Source organism: Massilia scottii (assembly GCF_030846495.1).
Lineage (GTDB): Bacteria > Pseudomonadota > Gammaproteobacteria > Burkholderiales > Burkholderiaceae_D > Telluria_A > Telluria_A violaceinigra.
Window position 1 is genome coordinate 283,604 of sequence record NZ_JAVCWM010000004.1, and the last position, 26,004, is coordinate 309,607.

The following is a 26,004-nucleotide window of genomic DNA, read 5'->3' on the forward strand; positions in this document are numbered from 1 at the left end:
GCAAACCACACCGGCAGTGCAGCGATGACCCTGCCCGCGCGAACGCTCGCGCTGTTTATCTCCGACCTGCATCTGCAGGCCGCGCATCCGCGCACCGTGGACGCTTTCTTCGCTTTCCTGGAAGAACGCGCCATGGCCGCGCGCGCGCTGTACATTCTCGGCGACCTGTTCGAGTACTGGGCGGGCGACGACGACCTCGACGCCCCCCTGCACCGCCAGATCGCCACGGCCATCCGTGCGGTGCGCGAGGCCGGCATTCCGGTCTACTGGATCGCCGGCAACCGCGACTTCCTGGTCGGCCAGGCCTTTGCCGACGCCGCCGGCATGCAACTGCTGGCCGAGCCGCACATCGCCGACATCGGCGGGCAGAACATCACGCTCGTGCACGGCGACGCCGAATGCACCGACGACATCAACTACATGGCATTTCGCAAGCAGGTACGCCAGCCGGCGTGGCAGGCGCAATTTCTCGCCATGCCGCTGGTCCAGCGCAAGGCGATCATCGCCAACCTGCGCGAAGGCAGCAAGGAAGCGCACAGCACCAAGACCATGGAAATCATGGACGTCACGCCGCAGGCGATCGACGCGCTGTTCGCCGCCACCGGCACCACCGTGCTGATCCACGGCCACACGCACCGCCCGGCGCTGCACGAGAGGGATGGCAAACGCCGCTACGTGCTGCCGGACTGGGAGCCGGATGGCGAGCCGCCGCGCGGCGGCTGGATCGCCATCGGCGAGGACGGCGCCATCACGCGCCATGACCTGGACGGCAAAGTGCTCGGCTGAACCATCCGGCGCTCAGTCCGCCGGCAGCGGCGTGTGCAGCACGGCGTAGCCCGTCATGCCGATCAGCATCCCGTTGCCGATGGCGATACCGCCGAGCACGGGTTTGCCCCAAGCCAGCGCCGGGGTCGACACCGTGCCGTCGGGCCTGACCTTGCGCAGCAAGCCCTGCCCGCTCAGATACATGTCGCCGTTCGGCGCAAACGCCATTTCCACGGTCCCGTGAAAGCCCAGCATGGCATTGCCGGCCGGGCCATCGAGGTCGCCCATCCAGCCGGGCGAGCCGGCGAACACCGTCAGTTTGCCCGCCTTGGTCAATTTGTAGATGGCCACGCTGCTGGCGTCGGCCACATACAGGTTGCCCGGGCGGTCGTAGGCGATGCTGGTCGGCTGGAAAGAGCCATCTCCCAGCAAGGCGGAACCGCGGCCCACGTTGGTGAGCAAGTCGGTGACCTTGCCTGACGGCGAAATCTGCCGTACCCAATAGTCGCCGGCGATGGCCACGTTCTCTTCGGCATCGACGGCAATATCCACCACACCGCTGTTTACCGGCTGATACGAGTGCACAGACGTGGTCGCGCCACGCTCGATCCTGAAAATGCTGTCGCCATCGGCGACATACACGGCGCCGTTCGGGCTGACCGCGACGCTGTATGGCCGCCTGAACGTGGCGCCCTTGACGCCATTGCCGGCAAACACACTGGTCACGCCATCGGGGCTGACCATGCGCACGACGTTGGTCTCGGCGTCCGCAATATACAGATTGCCGGCCGCATCGGCCGCCGTGCCTTCGCGCCGGTTGAAGCGCGCCGCGCTGCCCTTGCCATCCACGCTCGCGCTGGTGACCGGGGTGGCGGCCGAGGTCGTCACCACGCCGGAGGGGGTGATGGTGCGGATGGTCGGTGCCCCGCTGTCGAGCGCGAGAATATTGCCCGAGGACGTGAGCAGCAGCGGGCCGAGATACGAGAAGCGGGCTTCCGCCCCGGTCCCGTCGCGCACGCCGCCGGCCATGCTCTTGCCGGCCACGGTCGTCACCACGCCGGCCTTCGTGACCTTGCGCAAGGTGTCATAGTCGCTGATGTACACATCGCCCGCCGCGTCGGCTACCAGGGCACGCGGCGCCTTCAGAACGGCGGCCGCGCCGGTCCCGTCGCGCGCGTCCCCATAGGTGCCCCCGGCAACAAAAGTGGCGACGCCGCCGGCGATGCGGTAAATCCGCATGTACTCGGCCAGGTAGAGCGTGCCGTCGCCCGTCACGGCAATGCGCGAGGGCTGGGCCAGCCGCCATTCATTGGCGGGGTCGTTGCTCCATGTGACCCGGCTCACCGCACCGGTGGGGGTGACGCGGCGGATGCCCCTTTGATCGAGGACCAGGTAGTCGCCGTTGACATCAAGCGCAATGTCCGCCGGACGGTCGAACGGCGCTTGCGCGAGCGCGCCGTCGGTGGTCGGCGTATCGGTGGCGCCGCGCAGGCACACCAGCTCGGTCACCCCGGCGAGCGTGCTGACCACGCCGCCCGGGGTAATCTTGCGCAGCGTGTTGTTGCACGTATCGGTCACGATCAGGTTGCCCGCCGTGTCGACGATGAGGCGCGACAGGTGGTTGAAGTTGAAGCTGGCCGCGCTGCCGGCACCATTCTGGCTGCCGTAGCTGGCGATCGAACCGGCCAGCACCGACATCGCGCCCGAGGGCGTGAGCTTGAAGATGACTTGCTTGGCGCGGTCGAGAATATACGTATTGCCCGCCTTGTCGAGCGCCATGCCATGCGGGATCTGCAGCACGGTTTCCTTGCCGGCGCGCACGGACTGCACGCAGGTGATGCCGAGCGCGGCCATGTCTTCATCGCCCGCCGCCATGTAGTCGGCTGCACCGGCGCCGCATGTGGATGCGGGTGGCGCCAAGGCCGCCGGCGGTGTCGGCGTGGACGAGCCGCCCGATCCTCCGCCGCCGCAAGCCGTGAAAAACAGGCATGCAAGCAGTGCAGCGCCGCGGCGCGTGGCCATAGAAGGGGGAAATGGCAGTGGGTCGTGTCGCATTGGATCTTTTAACTATCTGGAAAATATCTGAGAAGGCGGAATATACCCATTTTGCTTGCACAACACTACTCAAATGTTCGGACCGGGGCGCCGCGCATCGGCCAACAAGGCTGGCAGCGCGCGGCGATACTTACTGCGGCAGCGGGGTCGCGAGGACGGCGAAGGCAGTCATGCCCAGCAACCGTTTCTGGCTGTACACGATGCTGGCCAGGCTGGGGTAGCCCCAGGCCAGCACGGGCGTCGATACCGTGCCGTCCGGCGCGATCTTGCGCACCTTGCCCGAGCCGGTCAGGTACATGTCGCCATTCGGGGCAAACGTCATGTGCACCGGACCTTCGAAGCCCAAACGTCCCTTGCCGGGGGCGCCATCGGCGTTGCCGTCACCGTCGAAGGTGCCCGCAAAAACCGATAAAGAGCCGAGCGTGTCCCGCTTCAGGATCGTATGGCCTTCCTGATCGGCGATATACAGGTTTCCAGCCCTATCGAAGGCAACGCCGGCGGGGGTAAAACCATGTAACCCCCGTGCAGGCGGTGCCAGTTTGGCGACATCGCTCTGTTCGACCGTCATCAATATATCGCCGCGCGGGTTCAGCACGCGCACCCCTTTCCGCCCGGCCGTGGCGATATTGCCGGCGGAATCGACCGCAATATGCTCCACCATCGTGCGCTCGTCCTGCGCCACCACCGTGGTCAGGACACCGTCCTCGATCCTGACGATCCTGTCGACATCGGAGACATACACCACGTCCCTGGCATCGACCGCGATCGATTTTTGTTCGGCAAACGCGTCGGCGCGAAAGCGCCCCCTCTCCTCGCTGTTCCGGACCCCTGCAACCCCCGCAAACAAACTCGCCGTTCCGTCCGGGCTGACCCGCCGCACCACGTTCGCAAGGAGGTCGAGAACGTAAACGTTTCCTTTGGAATCGGCCGCCATGCTGATTCCGTGCTGGAAGCGCGCTACGCCAGCCGGTCCGTCCACCATGCCGCTGGTCGCTGGCGTCGCCGCGAAGGTGCTGACGTCGCCCCCCATCGTCACCTTGCGCATGACGGCCCCGTCGACAACGATCATCTGCCCTTGGGGATCAATGGCCAGCGCACCCAGGCCACTGAAACGCGCAACGTATTTATTCCCGTCGCGGGCGCCTGGACTGGCGAATGCTCCCGCCACGGTGCTCACGATGCCGTCGGATGAAATCTTGCGGACCGATGAGGAATCGCTGACGTACAGATCGCCGGATGCATTGAACGCCATGTCGGTGACCATATCGAATTTGGCGTTCAGACGTGGCCCGTCGGGTACGCTACCCTCCAAGGTACCTGCCCAGCGCAAGGCCACCCCATCCTTGATCCGATAGATCAACTCCCGCATCGAGAAATAGATGACGCCGTTCCGGTCGACGGCCAGCCCACGGAGCTTGCCAGAGGCGGCCGGACCATTCATATCGGGCTGGGCCCACTCGATGGTGCTCACTTTGCCGTCCGGCGTGACGCGCCGCATCGGGTACGTCGCGCCCCCCACCAGATAATCCCCATTGACATCGAGCGCAATGCTCTCGGGACGCTGGAACGATGCGTCGGCGCCCACGCCGTCGCGCACTTCCGGATAGCCGGAGCACCCTTGCGTACGAGCACCAGCCACGGTACTCACCATTCCCTGGAGGGTAATCCGCCGTATCGAAGAATTACACGTGTCCGCGACAATCAGGTTCCCGGCTCGATCGATCAGCATGCGGGAGTTTTTCGTAAACCGAAAGCTGGCGTCAGCCCCTTGCCCGTCCTGGCTACCGTACGACAAGTCGGAGCCGGCGAGCGTGGTGACGGCCCCTGCGGGCGTCATTTTCAGGACAAGCTGCCTGGTGGAGTCGATCACAAACGTATTGCTATCCTTATCGACGGCAACGCCGGCCGGCGCTTGCAACAAGGATGGGACTCCGGAGAGCACGTGCGGCAAACGTGACGCCTGCGGTGGCGTGACGGGAACCACCGGCGTTTCCGGTGCCGCTACCGGCACAGGCGCGGGCGACGAGCCGCCAGAGCCGCCGCATGCCGCCAGCGCGCAGCAGAGCAGCAGCGCCGTGGAGCGCGACAGCGCGTGAAAACGAGGAAAAGCCGCCGGGATAGGATGATGCCGCATGAGGTTCTTGCCTTTAAGAATACTTGTGGCCGTGAATATAGCAGAATCTTCTTGGCAATATTTGCATGAAGAAAATAGACAACAGCTTTCATTTTCCGGCCTGAGGCGCTCCGGCCTTGCGCCGCCAAATTGTTTCTTCCATTCTTGAGCTTCGGTGTTATAGTTAACTACATCACCACCTCATCACCTCACCAACAGGGAGGAACCATGTCTCACCAGGCAGTACCACACTACCGGAAGGGCCCGCCATGACAATCGGCTGGAACGACAACACGCCCATCTACCGCCAGCTCAAGGACAAGGTCATCGGCATGATGCTCGATGGCGCCCTGAAAGCCGGCGACGCCCTGCCCTCGGTCCGCCAGGTGGCGGCCGAATACCAACTCAATCCGATCACGGTCTCGCGCGCCTACCAGGAACTGGTGGACGAGAACCTTGTAGAAAAACGAAGGGGAATTGGCATGTATGTGACCGAAGGCGCGAGCGAGAAACTGCTCGCCAGCGAACGCGAGCGCTTCGTGCGCGAAGAATGGCCGGCCATGCTCGAACGCATCCGCCGCCTCGGCCTCGACCTCGACCAGCTGCTGCGCGCGCCAAACGGAGGCCAATCATGAGCGCCGTGGCAAAGCCCGTCATGACGGCGCGGGGTTTGAGCAAGCGCTTCGGCAAGTCGGTGGCGATCGACAATATCAGCTTTGACATCCCGGCTGGCAAGATCGTCGGCTTGATCGGCCCCAACGGCTCCGGCAAGACCACCACCCTCAAGGCCGCGCTCGGCCTGACCGCCTTCGAGGGCGGGCTGTCGGTGCTCGGCTTCGACCCGCGCACCGAGCGCGACGAACTGATGCAGCAGGTGTGCTTCATCGCCGACGTGGCGATCCTGCCGCGCTGGCTGCGCGTGTCGGAAGCGATCGACTTCGTGGCCGGCGTGCATCCGCGCTTCGACCGCGCCAAGGCCGAACGCTACCTGGCCGCGACCAAGCTCAAGCCGGAGATGCAGGTCAAGGCCATGTCCAAGGGCATGATCGTGCAGCTGCACCTGGCGCTGGTGATGGCCATCGACGCCAAGCTGCTGGTGCTCGACGAGCCGACCCTGGGCCTGGACATCTTGTACCGCAAGCAGTTCTACCAGAACCTGCTGGAAGATTATTTTGACGAAAACAAGACCATCATCATCACCACCCATCAGGTCGAGGAAGTCGAGCACATCCTCACCGACCTGATGTTCATCCGCGACGGCAAGATCGTGCTGTCAGCCTCGATGGACGAGGTCGGCGAGCGCTTCGTCGAGGTGATGGTCGCGCCCGACAAAGTCATCGCCGCCAACGCCTTGCAGCCGATCGACCAGCGCACCGTGTTCGGCAAGGCCGTCATGCTGTTCGACGGCGTGGCGCGCGAGCAGCTCGCCGTCCTCGGCGAAACCCGCAATCCCAGCGTCGCCGACCTGTTTGTCGCGACCATGAAAGGAAGCTACGCATGAACACACTGACCTGGTTGCTCAAGCGCGAGTACTGGGAGCACAAGGGATCGTTCCTGCGTGCGCCCGTCATTCTGGCCATCGTGATGGTCGCCGTCACGGTCCTGACGGTCGGCTTCGGCATCGGCTCATCGGACTCGCCGTTCCGGCGCCTGCTGACCGGCACCTTGCAGGGCCAGGCGCTGGTGCCCGGCGCCCTCAAGGGCGTGGCCGACGTCCTGGCCATGCTCAGCCTGGTCGGCACCTTGCCGCTGCTGCTGATGCTGACCGCCACCACGTTCTTCTACTGCCTGGGCGCGCTGTACGACGAGCGGCGCGACCGCAGCATCCTGTTCTGGAAGTCGCTGCCGCTCTCGGACACGCACACGGTGCTGTCGAAAGCGATCACGGTGACCATCGTGGCGCCCCTGATCGTCATCGGCGTGAGCACGGCGACCTCGGTGCTGCTGGTGCTGTTCGCCGGCGTGATCGCCGCCCTGAACGGTGTGAACGTGTTCGGCGCCCTGCTGACCAACCCGATTATCCTGCTGGCGCCGCTGCGGGCGCTGGGCATGCTGCCGGTGTACCTGATCTGGGCGCTGCCGACGGTCGGCTGGCTGCTGATGGTGTCGGCCTGGGCCAGGTCCAAGGTGTTTCTGTGGGCGGTGGGCGTGCCGGTGATTGCGCTGGTGCTCGTCAAGTGGATCGCGTACGTGCTGGGCGCCGGGCACGCCGCGCTAACGCTGATGGAAACGGTGGTTGCCCGCATCCTGTTCGGCCTGGTGCCCGGCAGCTGGCTGGGCGGTGAGGCGAGCGCCATGGATGGGCGCGGCGGACAGATCACGATCGAACGCGTGAGCAGTCTGCTGTCCGAATCATGGACCAGCCTGGCAACACCGGGCGTGTGGGTCGGGGCGGTTGCGGGGATGGCGATGCTGTACGCGGCGATCCGGCTGCGCCGGTTCCGCGACGAAGGCTGATACCGGCGGCCGGGCCACTGCTGACGTTTCTGCAAGGGCAGAAACGTCAGCGCCGCTTACTCGAACTGCGTCTTGAAGGCGATGAACTGCAGCTTGAGGTCGTCGACCTCGGCGCGCAGGGATGCCACTTCCTGTTCCAGCTGCGCCACCCTGCTGCCCTGGGCCGGCGCGCTGACCACCCCGAACGACGATTCCTGCTGCGACAGCGCCGCGTCGCCGCCCAGGAGCTGGCCGTAGCGCGGCTCCTTGGTGCCCGGCGCGAGCGCCAGGCGGGCCACGATCGGCGGGTATTTATCGATCAGAAATTGCAGGCAGGCCTCGACATCGGCCACCGACTTGAATTCGTGCAGGCGCCCGCTGCGGGTGCGGATCTCGCCTGCCGTCTGCAAGCCGCGCAGCATCAGGATCGTCAGCACGGCCAGCTTGTCCTGCTCCAGCGACCATTTGATGCGCATGCGGTGCTCGTACTTGGTCACGCGCGCGCCGGCCTGGGTGATGCCGTTGACGAACTTGCGCTGCATCAGGCGCTGCAGCACGTCCTGCACGGTTTCGTCGGACAGCTGCATCACCGGATCGCGGCTCGAGAGCTGGTTGCAGCCGTTGGTGATGGCGTTGAGCGACATCGGATAGTTGTCGGGCGTGAGGCCTTCTTTTTCGGCCAGCACCGCCAGCACGCGGATTTCGAACGGGTCCAGCAAGGCAGCGCCGTCGGCGCCGCCCGTTGTTTCTAGTGTCATGCGTATGTCCTTACTCGACCAGTTTATTGAGCTTTTCCGAATCCAATTTATCACACTCGGGCGTGCTCTGGCAGGCGATTCCGGCCGTCTTCATCAGGGCCATCAGCCGGTCGAGCTGTTCGTCCTGGCGCGCCGCGTGATTGATCAGGCCATGCAAGGCCTTCGAGAGCGGATCGTCGCCGTTCGGGGTGACCCCGTAGGCCGAGAACAGATGCGCGCTCGAGCGCGTATCGGCCTCTTTCTGCACGATGTGGGCGGGGTTGCCGACCGCCGTGGCGCCGGCCGGCACCGGCTTGATCACCACCGCGTTCGAGCCGACCTTGGCGTACTCGCCCACCGTGAACGAACCGAGCACCTTGGCGCCGGCGCCGATGATGACGCCGCGTTCCAAGGTCGGATGGCGCTTGGTGCCGCTGTTGAGCGAGGTCCCGCCCAGGGTCACGCCCTGGTAGATGGTGCAGTCGTCGCCGACGATGGCGGTCTCGCCGATGACCACGCCGAAGCCGTGGTCGATGAAGACCCGCCGGCCGATGGTCGCGCCCGGGTGAATCTCGATACCGGTAAGAATGCGCGCCAGGTAGGAAATGAAGCGCCCGATCCACTTCAGCTTGCGGGTCCAGCAAGCCTGCGCCCAGCGGTGCATCATGATGGCCTGAAAGCCAGGATAACAAGTGAACACTTCCCATCCGTTACGGGCGGCCGGGTCGCGTTCAATGATGCTCTTGATATCTTCGCGCAGGTGTAGAAACATAAACAGGGACGTGGGGACAGTTGCGATACAGGCATGGTAGCGTATCCGACCGTCTCCCGCTTATGTACGGTCAATTTGCCCGATGCGCATAAACATGCTTGCAAGAATCGCGGATGATGGAAGTGGGCTACCTTGCCGCATTCACGGACGTGGCGAGTGCCTGCAAGTGCACCACGGAGAGCCGCAACACCATGAGAACCTGCAAGTAAGGAGAGGACGCGCCGGCCCGGATGTTCCGCGCCGGCGCCTCCGGGCCTGGCCTTTAGCCCTGGCCTTCGCGCGCGATGCGCTGGCGGCGTGCTTCGTACAGGCAGACGCCCGACGCGACCGAGACGTTCAGACTCTCGACGGAGCCGAACATGGGGATGCCGACGAGCACGTCGCAGGTTTCGCGGGTGAGGCGGCGCATGCCCTCGCCTTCCGAACCCATGACGAGTGCGGCCGGACCACTGAAATCGGCTTCGTACAAGCCCTTGTCCGCGTCGTCGGTGGTGCCGATCAGCAAGATGTCGCGCTCTTTGAGCTCGCGCATGGTGCGCGCCAGGTTCGTGACGGTGATGTACGGCACGGTTTCGGCCGCACCGCTGGCGACCTTGGCCGCCGTGGCATTCAAGCCGACCGCGCGGTCCTTGGGCACGATGACCGCGTGCGCGCCGACACCGTCGGCCACGCGCAGGCAGGCGCCCAGGTTGTGCGGATCGGTGATGCCGTCGAGGATCAGCAGCAGCGGCGGACCTTCGATGGCGTCGAGCAGTTCATCGAGGTTGCGCGCCAGCGCCAGCTGGCTGGCAAAGGCAATCACGCCCTGGTGGCGCCGGGTTCCGACAATCTTGTCGAGGCGGGCCGAATCGACCGGCATGACGCGCACGCCCAAGGCCTTGGCATTGGCGACGAGATCGTGCATGCGGCGATCCTGGCGGGTCGCATCGACAAAAATTTCTTCCACCGACGAGGCCTCGTGACGCAGACGCGAGGTCACCGCGTGGAACCCGAAAATCATTTTATTCTTCATGTGTTATCGCTTGCTCTTGTTCGATTTGCTTGTTGATTTACTGCTTGAATTGCTGGTACCAGCTGCTGGTTTTGCGGAACGGCTGGTCGCCTTGCTGGCCGTCGAACCGGACTTGCTGCGTTTTGGCTTGCTGCCCGACGCTTCGGCGCCGACGCTCTCGTCGAGTTCGTATCGCGATGGCGTATTGCCGGCGCCGCCGCCCGAGGTGCGGCCCGACTTGCCCGACTTGGCCGGCTTGGCGTCGAGCGCCTTGTGCGCGGCGCTTTTCGGCTTGCCCGCGCCGCTATCGGCCTGCACGCTGCTGCCTGCCAGCACCAGGTCGATCTTGCGCGCTTCCAGATCGACGCGCGAGACCTGCACCGTCACGCGGTCGGTCAGCTGGTAGCGCTTGCCGGTGCGTTCGCCGCGCAGTTCGTGGCGCGCATCGTCGTACTGGAAGTAATCGGTACCCAGTTCGGTGATGTGCACCAGGCCTTCGACGAACAGCGCGTCGAGCTGCACGAAGATGCCGAAGGTGGTCACACCCGAGACCACGCCGGTGAATTCTTCACCGAGCTTGTCCTTGATGAAGTAGCACTTGAGCCAGGCTTCGACGTCGCGCGAGGCTTCATCGGCGCGGCGCTCGTTGGCCGAGCAGTGCACGCCCAGGGCGTCCCAGATGGTCAGGTCTTTTTCGTTCTTTTGCTTGCCGTCCGCCTTGTCCTTGGCCTGCTGCTTGCGCGTGGCGTTCGACACGGTGGAGTTCAGGCCGGTCAGGTCGATCCCTTTCGGCTCGTACTTTTTACCGAGCAAAATGGCCTTGATGGCGCGGTGCGTCAGCAAGTCGGGATAACGGCGGATCGGGCTGGTGAAGTGGGCATACGCCTCGTACGCCAGGCCGAAGTGGCCGATATTGTCGGGGCTGTAGACCGCTTGCTGCATCGAACGCAGCAGCATGGTTTGCAGCAGCGACGCGTCCGGACGGTCCTTGATCTGCTTCATCAGTTCGGCGTAATCGTTGGCAGCCGGCTTGTCGCCGCCGTTCAGATTCAAGCCAACCTGCTTGAGGAAGGTGCGCACTTGCGTGAGCTTTTCCTTGGTCGGCGAGGCGTGGATGCGGTAGGTGCCCGGATGCTTGTGGCGGATCAGGAGGTCGGCCGCGCAGACGTTGGCGGCCAGCATGCATTCCTCGATCACCTTGTGCGCATCGTTGCGGGTGCGCGGAATGATCTTTTCGATCTTGCCCAGCGCATTGCAGACGATATAGGTTTCGGTGGTTTCGAAGTCGATCGCACCGCGTACCTGGCGCGCCTTGTGCAGCGCGTGGTACACATCGTACAGATTGAGCAGGTGCGGCACGATGGCCGGGCGGCGCGCCGCTTCCGGACCGGCGGTGTTGCCGAGGATATCGGCCACCTCGTTATAGGTCAGGCGCGCAGCCGAGTGGATCACGGCCGGATAGAACTGGTAAGCCTTGATCTCGCCCTTGTCCGAAATGACGGCGTCGCACACCAGCGTGAGGCGGTCGACGGCAGGGTTCAGCGAACACAGGCCGTTCGAGAGCTTCTCGGGCAGCATGGGAATCACGCGGCGCGGGAAATACACCGAGGTGCTGCGTTCGAGCGCATCGACGTCGAGCGCATCGTTCGGCTTGACGTAGTGGCTGACGTCGGCAATGGCGACGATCAGGCGGAAGCAGTTGGCCTTGCCGACCTTGACCGGCTCGCAGTACACCGCATCGTCGAAGTCGCGCGCGTCTTCGCCGTCGATGGTAACCAGCGGCACATCGCGCAGGTCGACCCGGTCGGCAAGGTCGGCTTCGCGTACTTCGCCGGGCAGCTTGGCGGCCGATTTGAGCGCGGCGGCGGAAAAGATATGCGGCACGCCGAACTTGCGCACGGCAATTTCGATTTCCATGCCGGGATCGTCCAGGTCGCCGAGCACTTCGACCACGCGGCCGGCCGGCTGCTTGAAGCGCGAGGGCTGCTCGCTCAGCTCGACGCTGACGATCTGCCCTGCCTTGGCCTTGCCCGGCGAACCGGCAACCAGGATATCCTGGCCGATGCGCTTGTCTTCGGGGGCGACGATCCAGACGCCGTTCTCATTGAGAAGGCGGCCGATCACATGACTATTGGCGCGCGTGACGACTTCGACGATGGTGCCTTCAAGGCGGCCGCGGCGATCGGTTCCTGTGACTTTGGCGAGCACACGGTCGCCATGCAGAACTTTCTGCATCTCTTTGTCTGACAGGAACAGGTCTTCGCCCGGTTCGTCGGGAATGACGAAGCCGAAACCGTCGCGGTGCGCACTGACCTTGCCGGCGATGAAGCCGGAATGGTCGGCCAGGGCGTAATTGCCATCGGCGTCGGCGTGGATCTGGCCGTCGCGCTGCATGGCATTCAAACGCCTGGTTAACACCTCCAGCGCGGCTGGCTTGACCTTGAGCGTGCGGGCGATGGCTTCAAGATCAAGCGTCGTGCCCGCGTTGCGGAAAATGCCGAGAATGTCCTCGCGGCTGGGAATGGTATGAGTAATTTGGTTCAAATGGTTTTCTATATTTGTTTTTGGCAGCGCTCACGGGAAATGCCTGACCGGATAGCTGACACAGTGATTATTGACACGGTGATAGGCGTAGTGTAACGGAGTACGGTCCGATTCGCCTAACGAAGCGTGCTTTGAAAGATTCTTCGGCCAGGACTGTGACATTTCCAAATCTTCGGCTATAATTTTGGTCTTTCGCGGAAACGTAAGGTCGAGGCGGAAGAAAAAAGCAGCATATTCGCATCGTGTTGAGCAAAAAGAGTAACGAAAGTTAGTCTGGCGCAAAACTCCGAAAGCGAGTATGATAGCAGAAGTCGGCGGCAACGCCGGTTTGCAGCAAAAGAAGCAGGCAACACAATGCCCACGTGGCGGAATTGGTAGACGCGCATGGTTCAGGTCCATGTGCCGCGAGGTGTGGGGGTTCGAGTCCCTCCGTGGGCACCACTCCCTGGAAGATGTTTTCCTGAGAGTACCAAGTAGTCAAGTAGTTGTAGTAGCTGTATCAATGCCCACGTGGCGGAATTGGTAGACGCGCATGGTTCAGGTCCATGTGCCGCGAGGTGTGGGGGTTCGAGTCCCTCCGTGGGCACCACTCCCTGGAAGATGTTTTCCGAGAGTACCAAGTAGTCAGTAGTAACTGTTGTAGTAGCTGTATCAGTGCCCACGTGGCGGAATTGGTAGACGCGCATGGTTCAGGTCCATGTGCCGCGAGGTGTGGGGGTTCGAGTCCCTCCGTGGGCACCACTCTACCGGGTTAGTATATTCCCGCAAAATTCCATCAGCGCCGCAGTCCTTGCATAAAGGCTGCGGCGTTTTGCGTTGTGCGGCCGCTTTCATGCAGCGCACATCTGCGCCATTCAGAAAGACGCCATGCGCTCTCGTTTTCTCGGCGGCCTGTTGGCCGTTGCCATGTTTGCCTTGTCCGGCGCCGTGCGCGCCGACCCCGTCGACGATATCGTCAATGCCGAAATCGCACGCCAGCAGATTCCCGGCGCCAGCATTGCCGTCATCAAGGATGGGCGGGTCATCAAGGAAGCCGGTTACGGCATGGCCAACCTGGAGCACCGGGTGGCCGTCACGCCCGATACCGTCTTCCAGTCCGGCTCGGTCGGCAAGCAATTTACCGCCGCGCTGGTCTTGCTGCTGGCAGCGGACGGCAAACTGCGGCTCGACGATCCGATCTCGCGCCACCTTGCGGGCACGCCGCCGGCCTGGAAAAGGATCACGGTGCGCCATTTGCTCAATCACACCGCCGGCTTGCGCGATCCGGACGACATCCTCAAGCTGAACCAGGATTACACCGATACGCAGTTGCAACGCGCGGGCAGCACGCTGCCGCTGCAGTGGGCGCCGGGCACGAAATGGGCTTACAGTAATTTCGGCTACCAATTGCTGGGCATCCTGTGCACCCGGGTTGGCGGCAAGTTTTACGGAGAGCAGCTGCGCGAGCGCATCTTTGCACCAGCGGGCATGCAGGCGCGCATCATCAGCGAACGCGACATCGTGCCGCACCGCGCCGCCGGCTATGACGTGGTCAAGGGCGAATTCAAGAACCAGGAATGGGTGTCGCCCACGCTCAACACCACCGCCGACGGGAGCTTGTACCTGACCGTGCGCGACCTGGCGAAGTGGCATCTCGCGCTCGATGGCGACCATCTGCTGGGCGCGGCAATCAGGCAAGCCATGTGGACGCCCACCACGCTCACGGATGGCAGCACGGTTCCCTACGGTTTCGGCTGGGAGACGTCGCCGACGCTGGAGCGGCGCTCGCTCTGGCACGACGGCGCGTGGCAGGGCTTCACCACCCAGGGCACGCGCTTCGTCGACGATGGCCTGGCGGTAGTGGTGCTGACCAACCGCTCGGAAGCGAAGGTCGACAAGCTGCTCGAACTGGTTGCCGCACACTACCTGCGCGCGCCACGCTGACATTTGCGCTGGCGGCGCCGCTTGGCTACACTGATACTCTGTCCGGATCCCATGGTCTGTGTGGTGAAGTCGCCCTCCGAAACCGAGTGCAGCAAGGTCCCCGTGCCGCCGCCCGATGCGCGCGCGAGCGCCGAATTGCAAGTGAACTACCGCGCCCTGCTCGCGCGCTTGCCCGATAATGTCATCCTCATCAACGTCGCCAGCGGCTGCCTGGCCGATGCCAACCGCGGCGCGTGCGAGCTGTTCGGCATGAGCGAACAGATGTTGCTGACGCGCGCATTCGGCGAGCTGTGCCCGCCCTGCCAGCCAGACGGGCAAGCGTCGGCGCAGCTGCTGGCCACCCAGATCGAACGCGCGCTGGCCGGCCAAGGGGGCCTGTTCGAGGCCCGTTTTCTCCCCGCCGGCGGACGCGAGATGACGTGCGAAGTGCGGCTGCTGGCGCTGCCGCCGCCGCACGCCCATCTGGTGCACGCGCGCTTTGCCGACGTTACGCGCCGCGTTCTCGACGACGAACTGCGCCGCGGCCAGAATCGCCTGCTCGACATGATCGCGCGCGGCGCCCCGCTCAAGGACATTCTCGACAGCCTGATGCTGCTGATCGAGCGCCAGTGCGACGGCGTGCTGTGCTCGGTGATGCTGCTCGACGACGACAGCGTGACGGTTCGTTCGGCATCCGGCCCCAGCCTGCCGGCGGACTTCCTGGCCGCGTTCGACGGCGCCATGATCGGACCCACCGCGGGCTCCTGCGGCACCGCCATGTACCGGGGGGAAACGGTGATCGTCACCGACGTGATGAGCGATCCCCTGTGGGACGATTACCGCGCGCTGATCGCGCCGCATGGCTTGCGGGCGTGCTGGGCGACCCCGATCAGCCTCGACCGGGACCAGATCCTCGGCTCCTTCGCCATGTATTACCGCGATACGCGCGCCCCCGGCCAGGATGAGCTGCGCCTGATCGGCGTGGCGACCCACCTGGCGGCGATTGCCATCGAACGCACGCGGCGCGAAGCGGAACTGGCCCAGCACCGCGACCACCTGCAGGAACTGGTGGCGGTGCGCACCGCCGACCTGTCGCGCGCGCAGGAAGAACTGGTGCGGCGCGAAAAACTGGCGGCGCTCGGCGCGCTGGTGGCCGGCGTCGCGCACGAACTCAATACGCCCATAGGCAACAGCCTGGTGGTCGCCACCTGCCTGGCCGAGAAAACGCGCACCGTCAGTGGCAGCCTCGAGGCCGGCCTGCGCCGCTCGCAGCTGGAACAATTCCTCGGCGAGGCCGACGAAGCCGCCCAGATCCTGGCACGCAATCTGGAGCGCGCGGCGCGGCTGGTGGCCAGCTTCAAGCAGGTGGCGGTGGACCGCAGCAGTTCGGAGCGGCGCGCTTTCATGCTGTGCGAACTGGTCGACGAATTGCTGCCGCCGCTGCGCATCCTGGCGCGCCATCGCGAGGTCGACATCCGCGCCGAGGTCGCGCCCGGGCTGGCGATGGACAGCTACCCGGGCCCGCTGGCCGAAGTGCTGACCCACCTGGTCGACAACTGCCTGGTGCACGCATTCGCCGACGATGCGCGCGGCGCCATCGTGATCGGCGCGGGCGCCGGGCCGGAAGCGAGCGTGGTCGTGTCGGTCGCCGACAACGGCGCCGGCATCGCCGCGCCGCTGATGCCGCGCGTGTACGACCCCTTCGTCACCACCAGGCTCGGCACGGGCGGATCGGGACTGGGACTGCATGTGGTGCACAACATCGTCAGCGGCGTGCTGGGCGGCACCATCGAACTCGATAGCGAACTGGGCAAGGGTTCCACCTTCCGCCTGCGCCTGCCTGCGATCGCCCCCGCCATGAACGGCCAGGACAGCGGCTGACGGCCGGGTCCGGCACGCGGCACGCTTGACTTGCGGCGTGAAGAGACTATGCTCGCTCTGGCATATGATAACTTTCCGCAAACTCGGTGTAACCGCCCTGCTCGCCTGCGCCTGCGCAGCGCTGCTTGCCGCGCCCGCACCCTGGTTCACCTGGCGCAGCAAGGCCGACGGCAAACTGGTCTGTCACCAGACGCCGCTCGGACCCGGCTGGGAAAAGGCGGGCGGTCCCTATCGAGATAGCCATTGCACGAAGTTGCTTATTGCTAAATAATAGCCAAATGATAGGTAAAAAAACACAGAGGAGAAGACTGAAAGCTGTCCGTTGCATCCATTCCAACTGAGGAGAAGTCAATGTTTACGAATCCCGAACAATTTGCATCCGCCACCAAGACGCTTTTTGAACTCCAGATGATGACCTTTAACGCCCTGACCAGCAAAGCGGTACAGGGCGTGGAACAGGTTGTCTCGCTGAACATGACGACTGCAAAAAATTCGGTGCAAGGCACCATGGCCATGGGCAAGGAAATGAGCCAGGCCAAGGACCCGAAAGCGGCGATGGACGTGGCAGCGGCCCACGCCAGGCCGATGGCGGGCGCGGTGGTGTACGGCGAACAGCTCAAGGTGATCATCGACGACATCCACAGCGAATTCACGCAGGCTGCCGACGCCCATATCGCCGAAGCCAAAAGCACCCTCACGGCGCTGATCTACGACGTGACGCAAAACGTCAAGCCGGGCAGCGAAAATGCGGTGGAAATCATCAAGACCGCGATCGACAATGCATTCCAGGGCTACGAACAGGTAACCAAGGCAACGCGCCAGGCGGTGCAGGTGGTGGAAGACCAGATCGCCAAGGCCACCGCGCAGGTGGCGCCGGCTGAAAAGAACGCGGCGTAACAAGCTCCATTCCGCTCTGACAATAAAAAACCGTCGTTGCCGCGCTTGCGGCAACGACGGTTTTTTATTGTCCGGCAGCGCGCGTCAGGCCACGGCGCCCCCGCACACCACCAATACCAGCACCAGCAAGGTAATGCGCTTGCGTGTCGCGAGGCGGCCGACCGCCTTGTGTGCAAAATCTCTCAACGTGTTCTCCTGGTGGCGCCGCGACCTGGGCCGCGGCATGTGGGTGCAAACACCATTATTGGATCAGCGATGCAACCGCCGGTTGCGATTGATCAAGCCACTCTTGGTTCCCTTCACGGTGTTGCAAAATCTGCCGACATTTGATGCGGCTCAAACGACCTGACAGCTGGACCCGAAAGCACGACAAATATCAGAAGCATTCCGACTGGAATTGTTTCTAATCGGAATGTCCGTGTTCTCACCTCCAGGAGTTGTCCGTGTCCATTCCCGCCCAAAACAGCTATCCCAGCACCCTGCCCGACCAGCGCCTGAGCACCCGGCGGGCCTACGATATCGAGCAGCAAGCCTATGCCGCGGTCGGGCGCAGCTTCGCCGCCGGCAGCGAGGCGAAGAACCGCCATCTGCGCATTGTCTTCGCCGCGGTGGCGGTGGTGACGATCATGATCCTGATTGCGGCGGTGGCCATGCTGACCCAGGAAAACGTCAGCTCGCCCCATGCGCTCAAGATCGCCGCCGCCAGCCAGGCCGCGCCCGAGCCGGCCAAGGGCAAGCCGGTGGTGATCATCGATGAAAAGGACGATGCGCCCAGGCGGCCGGTGCTTGCCTCGGGGCCCATTCCGCCACTGGTGCTGCTCACGCCCGCCGAGGCGCGGCCTGCGCCGGCGATGGCCCCGGCGATGGTCCAGGCGCGGCCGGCGGCGGTGGTCAAAACGAGCGTCAAGGTGCGCGAGCGCGGCAAGCTGGCCGCCGCGACGGTCAAGCATGTCGCCTTGAAGGCGGGAAAACCGGCACATCCGCAGGCCGCCAACAGCGCGGCGGCGCGCAAGGCCGCGCGCAAGGCGCCGGTTCCGGTGAAGCGCAAGGTGTCGGCCTCCGCTGCCGCCAGTCAGGTGCAGCAGGCCCGGCATGCCGACACCGGTGCGCTCGACACCCTGTTCTCCTTCGCCAGCCTGCCGCGGCGCTACCTGGGCCAACCCGTGCCGACGGCGGCGGCCCGGCTGACGCTGCCGCGCCGGCACTACCTGAGCGAACCCTGAAAACCACGGCCGCACGCACTTGACGTGATTTTGCTGGGGTTTGACGGCCACTGGCGATATACTGTACATAATTACAGGTATCGGTCGATTGCCCGCAGTACGATGCGCAAAGTTCTTGAGAATGAGTTCTACTACCTGGACAACTTCCATCAGGTATTGGAATGGATTGCCGGGCGTTACAGCGACTTGCTCACCGATGAGGAGCAAGCGTTCATCGCCACGTTCCCGTCGCTGCCGCAGGCATCGCGCGCGCTGCTGGTGCGCATGGTCATGCGCAAGGGCATGGTCTTCCGCGCGAGCAAGCTGAACTATGCGGAAATCGGCTGCGCGGTCGAGGCCGCGCGCCACCTGCTGCCCACAGGCTGGGTCCAGTGCGACCCGGTGATCACGCTCGACGAACTGTTCGAGCTGCTGCTCAAGGCCGAAATCGGGAGCATTTTCAGCCTGTCCCTGCACGAGAAAAACGCGCGCAAGGCCGAGCAGCTGGCCGCCCTGCGCGAAGCGTTCGGCGACGCCCGCGCATTTTCCGCCTGGTACCGCGACTCGCCCGACACCGTCTACAGCATCCCCGTCAAGGCCCTGTGCGACCGCCTGCGCCTGATCTTCTTCGGCAACCTGCGCCAGGACTGGACCGAATTCGTGCTGTCCGACCTCGGCTTGTTTCAGTATGAAAAGGTCGAGTTTTCGGCCTCCTCGCGCGGATTTCGCGCCCGGCGCGATGTCGACGACTACCTGGCGCTGCACCAGTGCAAGGAGCGCTTTCGCGCCGGCGACGCCCTGCCCGAGGTGCTGGCCAGCCTGCCGCGCGACCAATTCGACAACGAATGGATCGACAGCCGGCGCGAACGGTTGATGTTCCAGATCGCCCAGCATGTGGAAAAGCAAAAAGACTGGGGCCAGGCGTTCGCGCTCTACGCCTGCTGCAACTATCCCGGGGCGCGGGCGCGCGCCATCCGTGTGCTGGAAAAACACGAGCGCCATGCCGAGGCGCACGCGCTGCTCGAACGGGCCCAGGCCGCACCCGAAAGCGACGCCGAGCGCCAGCAGCTGCTGCGCATCGCGCCGCGCCTGCGCCGCAAACTCGGGCACCAGCCGCTGCCGTCGCGCCGCAATCCGTTTGTGGCGCGGCTCGACCTGAGCCTGCCGATGCCGCCTGAACCCGGCTGGTGGGTCGAAGGCATCGTGCGCGACCATCTGGCGCGCGCCGACGCGCCCGTGTACTACGTCGAGAATGCGCTGATCAACTCCCTGTTCGGCCTGCTGTGCTGGCGTCCGATCTTCAGCGCCATTCCGGGGGCGTTTTTCCACCCGTTCCACCGCGGCCCGGCCGACCTGCACAGCGCCGATTTTTACCGCCGGCGCGAGCGCGAGTTCCGCGCCTGCCTCGACCAGCTCGACGACGGCCGCTACCACGACACGATCCGCGCCAACTACGACGGCAAGCGCGGCATCCAGTCACCGTTCGTGGCGTGGGAAGCGCTCAGCGCCGACCTGCTGGAGATGGCGCTGGCCTGCATCCCCGCGCCGCACCTGAAAAAATGGTGCGAGCGCATCCTGCTCGACATCAAGGCCAACCGCAACGGCTTCCCCGACCTGATCCAGTTCTGGCCCGTCGAGCGGCGCTACAACATGATCGAAGTGAAGGGCCCGGGCGACCGCCTGCAGGACAACCAGCTGCGCTGGATCGAATACTGCGCCGCGCACCAGATGCCCATTTCAGTGTGCTACCTGCAGTGGGCGCAGCCGTGTTCGTGAGGCGCGCGTGAGCTACGTTGTGGCGGTGCGCGCCCTGTGCGAATTTTCAGCCAAGCAGGGCGACCTCGATCTGCGCTTCACGCCCTCGCCCACGGCCCAGGAAGGCATCGCCGGCCACGCCGTGGTGGCCGAGCGGCGCGGCCCGGGCTACCAGAAAGAGGTCAGCCTGTCCGGCGAATACGGCCCGCTGCTGGTGCGCGGACGGGCCGACGGCTACGATCCGGCCCGGAACCTGATCGAAGAAATCAAGACCTGCCGCGGCGACCTTGAACGGATGCCGGCCAACCACCGCCACCTGCACTGGGCGCAGGTGCGCGTATACGGGCACCTGCTGTGCGCGCAGCTCGGGCTTGACGAGGTGTCGCTGGCCCTGGTGTATTTCGACATCGGCAAGCAGACCGAAACCGTGCTGCGCGAAACCCGCAGCGCCGACGACCTGCGCACGATGTTCGCCGAACAGTGCGAGCGCTTCGTGGCGTGGGCCGCGCAGGAACTGGCGCACCGCGCAGCGCGCGACGCGGCGCTGGGCGCGCTGCGCTTCCCGCATCCGGCCTTTCGTCCGGGCCAGCGCGACCTGGCCGAAACCATCTTCCGCGCCAACAGCAGCGCGCGCTGCGTGCTGGCGCAGGCGCCGACCGGCATCGGCAAGACCGTCGGCACCCTGTTCCCGGTGCTCAAAGCGGCGCCGCTGCACCGCCTGGACAAGGTGTTTTACCTCGCCGCCAAGACTCCCGGGCGCAAGCTGGCGCTCGACGCGGCGCAGGCGATCAAGCGCAGCGCGCCCGGCATGCCGCTGCGCGTGCTGGAACTGGTCGCGCGCGACAAGGCGTGCGAGCATCCCGACAAAGCCTGTCACGGCGACTCCTGCCCGCTGGCCAAGGGCTTCTACGAGCGCTTGCCCGCGGCGCGCAGCGCGGCGCGCGAGGTGACGCTGCTCGACCGCGAAGGCTTGCGCGAAGTCGCGCTGGCGCACCAGGTGTGCCCGTACTACCTGGGCAGCGAAATGGCGCGCTGGAGCGACGTGGTGGTGGGCGACTACAACTACTACTTCGACATGGGCGCGATGCTGTACGGGCTGGCGCTGGCGAACCAGTGGCGGGTCAGCGTGCTGGTGGACGAGGCGCACAACATGGTGTCGCGCGCGCGCAAGATGTATTCGGCCGACCTGGAACGCGGCCAATTGCGGGCGGCACGCGCGGTGGCGCCGGCGCACCTGAAAAAGGCGCTCGATAAGGTGGGGCGCAGCTGGCCGTCCAAGGATGGCGCGGACTATGAGGTACTCGCCGCGCCGCCCGGGAAGCTGCTCGAAGCGCTGCAGGCTGCGTCGAGCGCGATCACCGATTTTTTGGCGGAGAACCCGGGGCCGATGGAGCCGGACCTGCAGCGCTTTTACTTCAACGCCATGCACTTCGCCCGGCTGGCCGAGACCTTTGCCGAGCACTCCATGGTCGACTGCACGCGCGATGGCGCGCACGCGTCCACGCTCGCGATCCGCAACATCGTGCCGGCGCCGTTTTTGAAACCGCGCTTTGCGCTGGCCCACGCGACGGCCCTGTTTTCGGCCACGCTCAGCCCCTGGAACTACTACAGCGATGCGCTTGGCCTGCCGCCGGACACGGCCTGGGTCGACATCGACTCGCCCTTCGTGGCCGATCAGTTAAGCGTGCATGTGGTGCGCGACATTTCCACGCGCTTTACCCACCGCGCCAGATCGGTGGAGCCGATCGCGGCGCTGATCGCGCGCCAGTACGCGCAGGAGCCAGGCAATTACCTGGCGTTTTTCAGCAGCTTCGATTATCTCGACCAGGTGGCCGACCGGGTGGAACGCGAATTCCCCGGCATCCCCGTGTTCCGCCAGCCGCGCCGCATGGCCGAAACGGAGCGCGATGCTTTTCTGGGGCGCTTCACGCTCGAGAGCCGCGGGGTTGGCTTTGCGGTGCTGGGCGGCTCCTTCGGCGAAGGCATCGACCTGCCGGGCGCGCGCCTGATCGGCGCCTTCATCGCCACGCTCGGGCTGCCGCAAATGAACCCGGTCAATGAGCAGATACGCCAGCGCATGCAGGCGACGTTTGGTGCGGGCTACGACTACACGTATCTGTATCCGGGCATGCAGAAGGTGGTGCAGGCAGCCGGCCGCGTGATCCGCACCGAGGGCGACCGCGGCGTGGTGTACCTGATCGACGACCGCTTCGCCCAGCCCGAGGTGCGCGAACTGCTGCCGCGCTGGTGGCATGTGGACCAGGCGCGCACGGCGTCGACCTAACTACTTATCACCGTCGCAGATCAGCCGATCAAGGCCCTGACCTTCTGGTAGCCGCTGCGGCTGACCGGGAGGCGGGTGCCATCCCTGAGGATCGCGGTGTGGCTGTCCCTGCCCTGCTCGATGCGCTCGATGGCGCCGAGATTAAGCAGCCAGGAACGGTGAATGCGCACGAAAAGGGCCGCATCGAGCTGGCTTTCGAGTTCCGACAGGCGCTGGTTTTTCAGGTAATGCTTGCCGTCGGCGCTGATGCGCACGTAGTCGTCCTGCGCTTCGATGTAGTCGATCTGGCCGGCGGCGATGATGTGGACGCGCGCGCCATCGCGGATCAGGACCCGCTCCAGCGGCTTGTTGCGCAGCGCGGTCTCGCGCAGCACGGCGTCGACCCCGACTTTGGCGACGCTGGTGCGCGCATGCGCCAGCGCGGCATCGAGGCGCTGCTGGCTGAAGGGTTTGAGCAGGTAGTCGACGGCGTGGATGTCGAAGGCCTTGAGCGCGTACTGGTCGAAAGCGGTAACGAATATGTAGCGCGCCTTGGCGCCGGCCAGTTCCACGACCTCGAAACCATTCAGCTTGGGCATCTGGATATCGAGGAAAACCAGGTCCGGTTCCAGTTCGGTGATGGCCTTGACGGCGTCGAAGCCGTTCGCGCATTCGGCCACGATGTCGATATCGGCATGCTTGCCCAAAAACTCGCGCACCAGGCCGCGCGCGAGGTCTTCATCGTCGACGATTATGACGCGCATGATGGTTCCAGTTCTTTCGTGTGGGCGGGCAGCGTCAGCGCGACCCGGAACAGGCGCGCTTCGCGCGTCCAGTGGATGCCGGCCTCGTGGCCGTAGGCGACGGCGAGGCGCTGGCGTACGTTGGCCAGTCCGATCCCCTTTCCGGCGACGGACGGATCGTCGTCGACATCGTTTTCCACGACGATTTTCAGGACCGAGCCGGCGCGCTGCGCCGCGATGCGGATGGTGCCGCCGCCGGTCAGGTTGGCGATGCCATGCTTGACGGCGTTTTCGACCAGCGGCTGCAGGATCATCGGCGGCAGCAGGCAATCGAGCGCGCCGGCGTCGATCTCCTGCTCGACGTTCAGGCGCGCGCCGAAACGCACTTTTTCGATGGCGATGAAGTGCATCGCCAACGTCGCTTCCGCTTCCAGGGTGACCTTGCGGTTCGCTTCCAGCCCCAGGCTGTGACGGAAAAAATCCGCGAGGCGCAAGGTCATGTCGCGCGCGCGGGCCGGGTCGATGGACGTGAGCGCGCTGATCGAATTGAGGCTGTTGAACAGAAAATGCGGATCGATCTGGGTGCGCAGCATGCGCAGCTCGGCGTCCTGCGCCATCAGGGCCGCTTCGAGTCCGCGCCGTTCGGCCGCACGCGCGCGCTGGAATTCGAGCGCCAGGTAGTGCGCCACCGCGGCCATCGCGTACAAAATCACGCCCAGGCCCACGATCATCGCTTGCAGGGGGGCGGTCATGGGAACGCCGGCCCAGGACAGGCCAAGCGATTCGCAGGCACTGTTCCACGCGGCGCACAGCGCGGTCCACAGCAAGCCGGCAAATAGCGATGCCACGAAAAAGACCAGCAGCACCGAGATGGCGCTGCGTTCGCCCAGCGGATAGGCGCGGCACAGGTAATAGCTGGAAAAGCCGGTGGCGCAGGCATACACCAGCGTCACCGGTACAGCAAAGAGCAAGCCGTTGGTCCAGGCGGCGCCGGTGGCGGCCACGATCAGGCCCGCGAACACGATCGCCAGCAGCAGCCACGCGAGCAGGTACAGGCCCGCGCCGCGCCGCGTGGAAAACGGCCCCTGCATCAGTTGCGCACTTCCACGCCGCCCATGATCGCGTAGCCCCGGATGGTGAGGCGCTTGCCGGTGCCTGGCGCGGGCGAGGTTTTTTCCTCGAAGCCGCCGAGAATCGGCACCCCTTTGAGCACGATGCTCCAGTCGGGCGGGCACATGATGGTGATGCCGCCCATGACGGCGAACACATTCAGTTCGGCCTCGCCGACGATCGACGATTCGCGCAGGTCCAGCACGCAGTCGCCCATGATGGTGCTGATGTCGCCGCCGCGGAAGGCCGGGGTGCTGATGCGGCGCTGGAAGGCGCCGAGAATGGCCGTGATATCGACGACGGCGTCGGCATCGGCGTCCGGCGTGGCCGCGCCACCGTCCTTGAGCGGCACGCCGGGCGGCGTGACGCGCTTGCGCATGGCTTTGTGGATCACGCCGATGCCGAACAAAATGATCAGCACCGGCCACAGGGTGCGGGCGTTGAAAAAGTAACCGTATCCGAGCCGGTTGAGGGTGAGAACGGCGCCGGCGGCGGCGATCAGGCCGAACACCAGGCGTTCGTGGCGCGATTCGGCCCCGGCAAACTTGACCAGTCCGACGATGACGACCAGCACGGGCCAGAAATACAGCACGCGGTGGCGGTCGATGATGTTCAGGTTATCGAGCAGGAACAGCAAACCGAAGCCGATCACCGCCAGGCCGATCCAGACCTGGTTGGGCACGCCGGAGGTGCGGGAATCATGTTTCATCGTGGGTCTCCTGCTCGGGCGCGAGGCGGCGTTCGATGAACGGTTCGAGGATCATGGTGACGCCGCAGAAGATGACCGGGATCGGCCAGCCGTTGCTGAAGGTCAGTCCGAACAGGTTTTCGAACGTGGCCAGCAGCCACAGGCTCAGGAACACCATCCACAGGCCGGTGGTGAAGTCTTTCGCGGTCGGAAAGCCGATCATCTTGTTCAGGCCCATGACGGTCAGCACCAGCGGTGCGTAATGCCAGAGGCCGTCGACGTGAATCACGTCCATCTGCTCGAGCAGGACGATGGTGCCGAAGCCGATCAGCAGCAAGCCCCACATCAATTGCTTGCGCCACTCGTAAGAGGATTTATTGGACACGTTTGCTCCTGTAGTCAGTTCAGGCGCAACGATACAACGGCGCGGCGGCGGTGCCCAGCGGATTTCGGCGAATGGCGTATGGCGGCCGGCGAATGACGGTGCTGGACTTCAGGCGCCGAAGGCGATCGAGGCCGACAGCGCCAGCATCATGGTGCCGGTCAGGCCGTCGATCCATTTCCAGGCGGCGGGACGGGCAAACAGGCCGGACAGCCGCGTGGCGCCATAGCCGAGCGCGCAGAACCACAGGGCCGAGGCGCTCATCGCGCCCAGCGCAAAGGCCGGGCGTTCTGGCGGAGTAAAGTTGCCACCGATGGCGCCGAGCAGGACCACCGTATCGAGATAGACATGCGGATTGAGCAGCGACAGCGCCACCACGCTCACCAGTGCCTGGCGCGCGCCGGTGCGTGCGGCCTCGGGCGCCACCGTCAGCGCGGCGCTCGCGAACACGGCGCGCCAGCTGCGCAGGCCGTACCAGAGCAGAAACGCCGCCCCGCCCCAGCGCGCCGCCCCAAGGAGCAGCGGCGACGATTGCACCAGGGTGCCGACGCCGGCCACGCCCAGCCCGATCAGCACGGCGTCGATGACGATGCAGGCAGCCACGGTCAAGCCCACGTGTTCGCGCTTGAGGCCGGTGCGCAGGACATGCGCATTCTGCGATCCGATGGCGACGATGAGCCCGGAGCACAAGACGAGGCCGTTGAAAAAGGGGGATACGTAGGGCATGCACACTCCTGGCGATAACTGGATGAGCTGGGAGTTTGCAGG

General features: G+C 64.8%; 21 protein-coding genes and 3 tRNA genes. 13 read left to right on the forward strand and 11 right to left on the reverse strand.

The annotated features are described in order from the left end of the window. Positions 1 to 24 precede the first annotated feature (24 nt). Complete coding sequence (locus RBA41_RS07325; RefSeq protein WP_306622528.1) at positions 25 to 786, forward strand: UDP-2,3-diacylglucosamine diphosphatase; 762 nt, start codon at positions 25 to 27, stop codon at positions 784 to 786. Positions 787 to 798: 12 nt separating this feature from the next. Here the strand turns inward: RBA41_RS07325 and RBA41_RS07330 are convergent, their stop codons facing one another. Further along, complete coding sequence (locus tag RBA41_RS07330) at positions 799 to 2,820, reverse strand: NHL repeat-containing protein (RefSeq protein WP_306622530.1); 2,022 nt, start codon at positions 2,818 to 2,820, stop codon at positions 799 to 801. 130 nt (positions 2,821 to 2,950) lie between these two features. Further along, positions 2,951 to 4,954 carry an NHL repeat-containing protein gene (locus RBA41_RS07335; RefSeq protein WP_306622532.1) on the reverse strand — a complete coding sequence of 668 codons (2,004 nt, stop codon included), beginning with the start codon at positions 4,952 to 4,954 and terminating at the stop codon, positions 2,951 to 2,953. A 248-nt stretch (positions 4,955 to 5,202) separates the two neighbouring features. Between RBA41_RS07335 and RBA41_RS07340 the strand changes: the two genes are divergently transcribed. Genes RBA41_RS07340 through RBA41_RS07350 form a run of 3 tightly spaced genes read left to right on the forward strand, consistent with a single transcriptional unit; the run spans position 5,203 to position 7,390 of the window. Continuing rightward, entirely contained in the window at positions 5,203 to 5,568 is a 366-nt protein-coding gene (locus RBA41_RS07340; RefSeq protein WP_306622534.1) for a GntR family transcriptional regulator, read from the forward strand. Further along, positions 5,565 to 6,434 carry an ABC transporter ATP-binding protein gene (locus tag RBA41_RS07345; RefSeq protein ID WP_306622536.1) on the forward strand — a complete coding sequence of 290 codons (870 nt, stop codon included), beginning with the start codon at positions 5,565 to 5,567 and terminating at the stop codon, positions 6,432 to 6,434. Before RBA41_RS07340 ends, RBA41_RS07345 begins: the two co-directional genes overlap by 4 nt. Further along, a complete protein-coding gene (locus RBA41_RS07350; RefSeq protein ID WP_306622539.1) occupies positions 6,431 to 7,390 on the forward strand; it encodes a hypothetical protein in 960 nt (319 codons plus the stop codon). Before RBA41_RS07345 ends, RBA41_RS07350 begins: the two co-directional genes overlap by 4 nt. Before the next feature lie 56 nt (positions 7,391 to 7,446). On the opposite strand, the gene RBA41_RS07355 is transcribed toward RBA41_RS07350, so the two are convergent. The 4 genes from RBA41_RS07355 to rnr form a co-directional block, all read right to left on the reverse strand. Beyond that, positions 7,447 to 8,127: a YceH family protein gene (locus RBA41_RS07355; RefSeq protein ID WP_306622541.1), complete on the reverse strand. Its 681-nt coding sequence runs from the start codon at positions 8,125 to 8,127 to the stop codon at positions 7,447 to 7,449. Positions 8,128 to 8,137: 10 nt separating this feature from the next. Further along, a complete protein-coding gene (gene cysE, locus RBA41_RS07360) occupies positions 8,138 to 8,878 on the reverse strand; it encodes a serine O-acetyltransferase (protein ID WP_306622543.1) in 741 nt (246 codons plus the stop codon). 262 nt (positions 8,879 to 9,140) lie between these two features. Beyond that, positions 9,141 to 9,890 carry a 23S rRNA (guanosine(2251)-2'-O)-methyltransferase RlmB gene (rlmB, locus tag RBA41_RS07365; protein WP_306622545.1) on the reverse strand — a complete coding sequence of 250 codons (750 nt, stop codon included), beginning with the start codon at positions 9,888 to 9,890 and terminating at the stop codon, positions 9,141 to 9,143. Positions 9,891 to 9,893: 3 nt separating this feature from the next. After that, on the reverse strand, positions 9,894 to 12,413 hold the full coding sequence (rnr, locus tag RBA41_RS07370) for a ribonuclease R (RefSeq protein WP_306622547.1): 2,520 nt from the start codon (positions 12,411 to 12,413) through the stop codon (positions 9,894 to 9,896). A 356-nt stretch (positions 12,414 to 12,769) separates the two neighbouring features. On the opposite strand from rnr, the gene RBA41_RS07375 reads away from it, so the two are divergent. The 9 genes from RBA41_RS07375 (at position 12,770) to RBA41_RS07415 (ending at position 22,334) form a co-directional block, all read left to right on the forward strand. Beyond that, positions 12,770 to 12,854 (forward strand) — tRNA-Leu (locus RBA41_RS07375). A gap of 63 nt (positions 12,855 to 12,917) precedes the next feature. Then, positions 12,918 to 13,002 (forward strand) — tRNA-Leu (locus RBA41_RS07380). A 67-nt stretch (positions 13,003 to 13,069) separates the two neighbouring features. After that, positions 13,070 to 13,154: transfer RNA gene (locus RBA41_RS07385), tRNA-Leu, on the forward strand. A gap of 126 nt (positions 13,155 to 13,280) precedes the next feature. After that, positions 13,281 to 14,336, forward strand: coding sequence for a serine hydrolase domain-containing protein (locus RBA41_RS07390; RefSeq protein ID WP_306622549.1), 1,056 nt, complete (start codon positions 13,281 to 13,283; stop codon positions 14,334 to 14,336). Positions 14,337 to 14,387: 51 nt separating this feature from the next. Beyond that, positions 14,388 to 16,196 carry an ATP-binding protein gene (locus RBA41_RS07395; protein ID WP_306622551.1) on the forward strand — a complete coding sequence of 603 codons (1,809 nt, stop codon included), beginning with the start codon at positions 14,388 to 14,390 and terminating at the stop codon, positions 16,194 to 16,196. Positions 16,197 to 16,547: 351 nt separating this feature from the next. Further along, positions 16,548 to 17,093, forward strand: a complete 546-nt coding sequence (gene phaP / locus RBA41_RS07400; RefSeq protein WP_306622553.1) for a TIGR01841 family phasin — start codon at positions 16,548 to 16,550, stop codon at positions 17,091 to 17,093. A gap of 443 nt (positions 17,094 to 17,536) precedes the next feature. After that, on the forward strand, positions 17,537 to 18,316 hold the full coding sequence (locus tag RBA41_RS07405) for a hypothetical protein (RefSeq protein ID WP_306622555.1): 780 nt from the start codon (positions 17,537 to 17,539) through the stop codon (positions 18,314 to 18,316). Positions 18,317 to 18,418: 102 nt separating this feature from the next. After that, positions 18,419 to 20,071, forward strand: coding sequence for a VRR-NUC domain-containing protein (locus RBA41_RS07410; RefSeq protein WP_306622557.1), 1,653 nt, complete (start codon positions 18,419 to 18,421; stop codon positions 20,069 to 20,071). Between the two features lie 7 nt (positions 20,072 to 20,078). Continuing rightward, positions 20,079 to 22,334 (forward strand): ATP-dependent DNA helicase, encoded by a 2,256-nt coding sequence (locus RBA41_RS07415; protein WP_306622559.1) that lies wholly within the window; start codon positions 20,079 to 20,081, stop codon positions 22,332 to 22,334. A 20-nt stretch (positions 22,335 to 22,354) separates the two neighbouring features. Here the strand turns inward: RBA41_RS07415 and RBA41_RS07420 are convergent, their stop codons facing one another. From RBA41_RS07420 to RBA41_RS07440, 5 genes are all read right to left on the reverse strand, one after another. Beyond that, a complete protein-coding gene (locus tag RBA41_RS07420) occupies positions 22,355 to 23,077 on the reverse strand; it encodes a LytR/AlgR family response regulator transcription factor (RefSeq protein WP_306622561.1) in 723 nt (240 codons plus the stop codon). Next, positions 23,065 to 24,147, reverse strand: a complete 1,083-nt coding sequence (locus tag RBA41_RS07425; RefSeq protein ID WP_306622563.1) for a sensor histidine kinase — start codon at positions 24,145 to 24,147, stop codon at positions 23,065 to 23,067. Before RBA41_RS07425 ends, RBA41_RS07420 begins: the two co-directional genes overlap by 13 nt. Continuing rightward, positions 24,147 to 24,875 carry a LiaI-LiaF-like domain-containing protein gene (locus RBA41_RS07430; RefSeq protein ID WP_306622565.1) on the reverse strand — a complete coding sequence of 243 codons (729 nt, stop codon included), beginning with the start codon at positions 24,873 to 24,875 and terminating at the stop codon, positions 24,147 to 24,149. The genes RBA41_RS07425 and RBA41_RS07430 overlap by 1 nt, the downstream gene beginning before the upstream one ends. Further along, positions 24,865 to 25,239 (reverse strand): LiaF transmembrane domain-containing protein, encoded by a 375-nt coding sequence (locus RBA41_RS07435; protein ID WP_306622567.1) that lies wholly within the window; start codon positions 25,237 to 25,239, stop codon positions 24,865 to 24,867. Before RBA41_RS07435 ends, RBA41_RS07430 begins: the two co-directional genes overlap by 11 nt. 108 nt (positions 25,240 to 25,347) lie before the next feature. After that, entirely contained in the window at positions 25,348 to 25,962 is a 615-nt protein-coding gene (locus RBA41_RS07440) for a LysE/ArgO family amino acid transporter (RefSeq protein WP_306622569.1), read from the reverse strand. Between the last annotated feature and the right edge of the window lie 42 nt (positions 25,963 to 26,004).

Excerpts from the sequence above, each read along its gene's own strand:
- RBA41_RS07325 (WP_306622528.1), top strand. The coding sequence starts at position 25 with ATGACCCTGCCCGCGCGAACGCTCGCGCTGTTTATCTCCGACCTGCAT.
- RBA41_RS07330 (WP_306622530.1), bottom strand. The coding sequence starts at position 2,820 with ATGCGACACGACCCACTGCCATTTCCCCCTTCTATGGCCACGCGCCGC.
- RBA41_RS07335 (WP_306622532.1), bottom strand. The coding sequence starts at position 4,954 with ATGCGGCATCATCCTATCCCGGCGGCTTTTCCTCGTTTTCACGCGCTG.
- RBA41_RS07340 (WP_306622534.1), top strand. The coding sequence starts at position 5,203 with ATGACAATCGGCTGGAACGACAACACGCCCATCTACCGCCAGCTCAAG.
- RBA41_RS07345 (WP_306622536.1), top strand. The coding sequence starts at position 5,565 with ATGAGCGCCGTGGCAAAGCCCGTCATGACGGCGCGGGGTTTGAGCAAG.
- RBA41_RS07350 (WP_306622539.1), top strand. The coding sequence starts at position 6,431 with ATGAACACACTGACCTGGTTGCTCAAGCGCGAGTACTGGGAGCACAAG.
- RBA41_RS07355 (WP_306622541.1), bottom strand. The coding sequence starts at position 8,127 with ATGACACTAGAAACAACGGGCGGCGCCGACGGCGCTGCCTTGCTGGAC.
- cysE (WP_306622543.1), bottom strand. The coding sequence starts at position 8,878 with ATGTTTCTACACCTGCGCGAAGATATCAAGAGCATCATTGAACGCGAC.
- rlmB (WP_306622545.1), bottom strand. The coding sequence starts at position 9,890 with ATGAAGAATAAAATGATTTTCGGGTTCCACGCGGTGACCTCGCGTCTG.
- RBA41_RS07390 (WP_306622549.1), top strand. The coding sequence starts at position 13,281 with ATGCGCTCTCGTTTTCTCGGCGGCCTGTTGGCCGTTGCCATGTTTGCC.
- RBA41_RS07395 (WP_306622551.1), top strand. The coding sequence starts at position 14,388 with ATGGTCTGTGTGGTGAAGTCGCCCTCCGAAACCGAGTGCAGCAAGGTC.
- phaP (WP_306622553.1), top strand. The coding sequence starts at position 16,548 with ATGTTTACGAATCCCGAACAATTTGCATCCGCCACCAAGACGCTTTTT.
- RBA41_RS07410 (WP_306622557.1), top strand. The coding sequence starts at position 18,419 with ATGCGCAAAGTTCTTGAGAATGAGTTCTACTACCTGGACAACTTCCAT.
- RBA41_RS07420 (WP_306622561.1), bottom strand. The coding sequence starts at position 23,077 with ATGCGCGTCATAATCGTCGACGATGAAGACCTCGCGCGCGGCCTGGTG.
- RBA41_RS07425 (WP_306622563.1), bottom strand. The coding sequence starts at position 24,147 with ATGCAGGGGCCGTTTTCCACGCGGCGCGGCGCGGGCCTGTACCTGCTC.
- RBA41_RS07430 (WP_306622565.1), bottom strand. The coding sequence starts at position 24,875 with ATGAAACATGATTCCCGCACCTCCGGCGTGCCCAACCAGGTCTGGATC.
- RBA41_RS07440 (WP_306622569.1), bottom strand. The coding sequence starts at position 25,962 with ATGCCCTACGTATCCCCCTTTTTCAACGGCCTCGTCTTGTGCTCCGGG.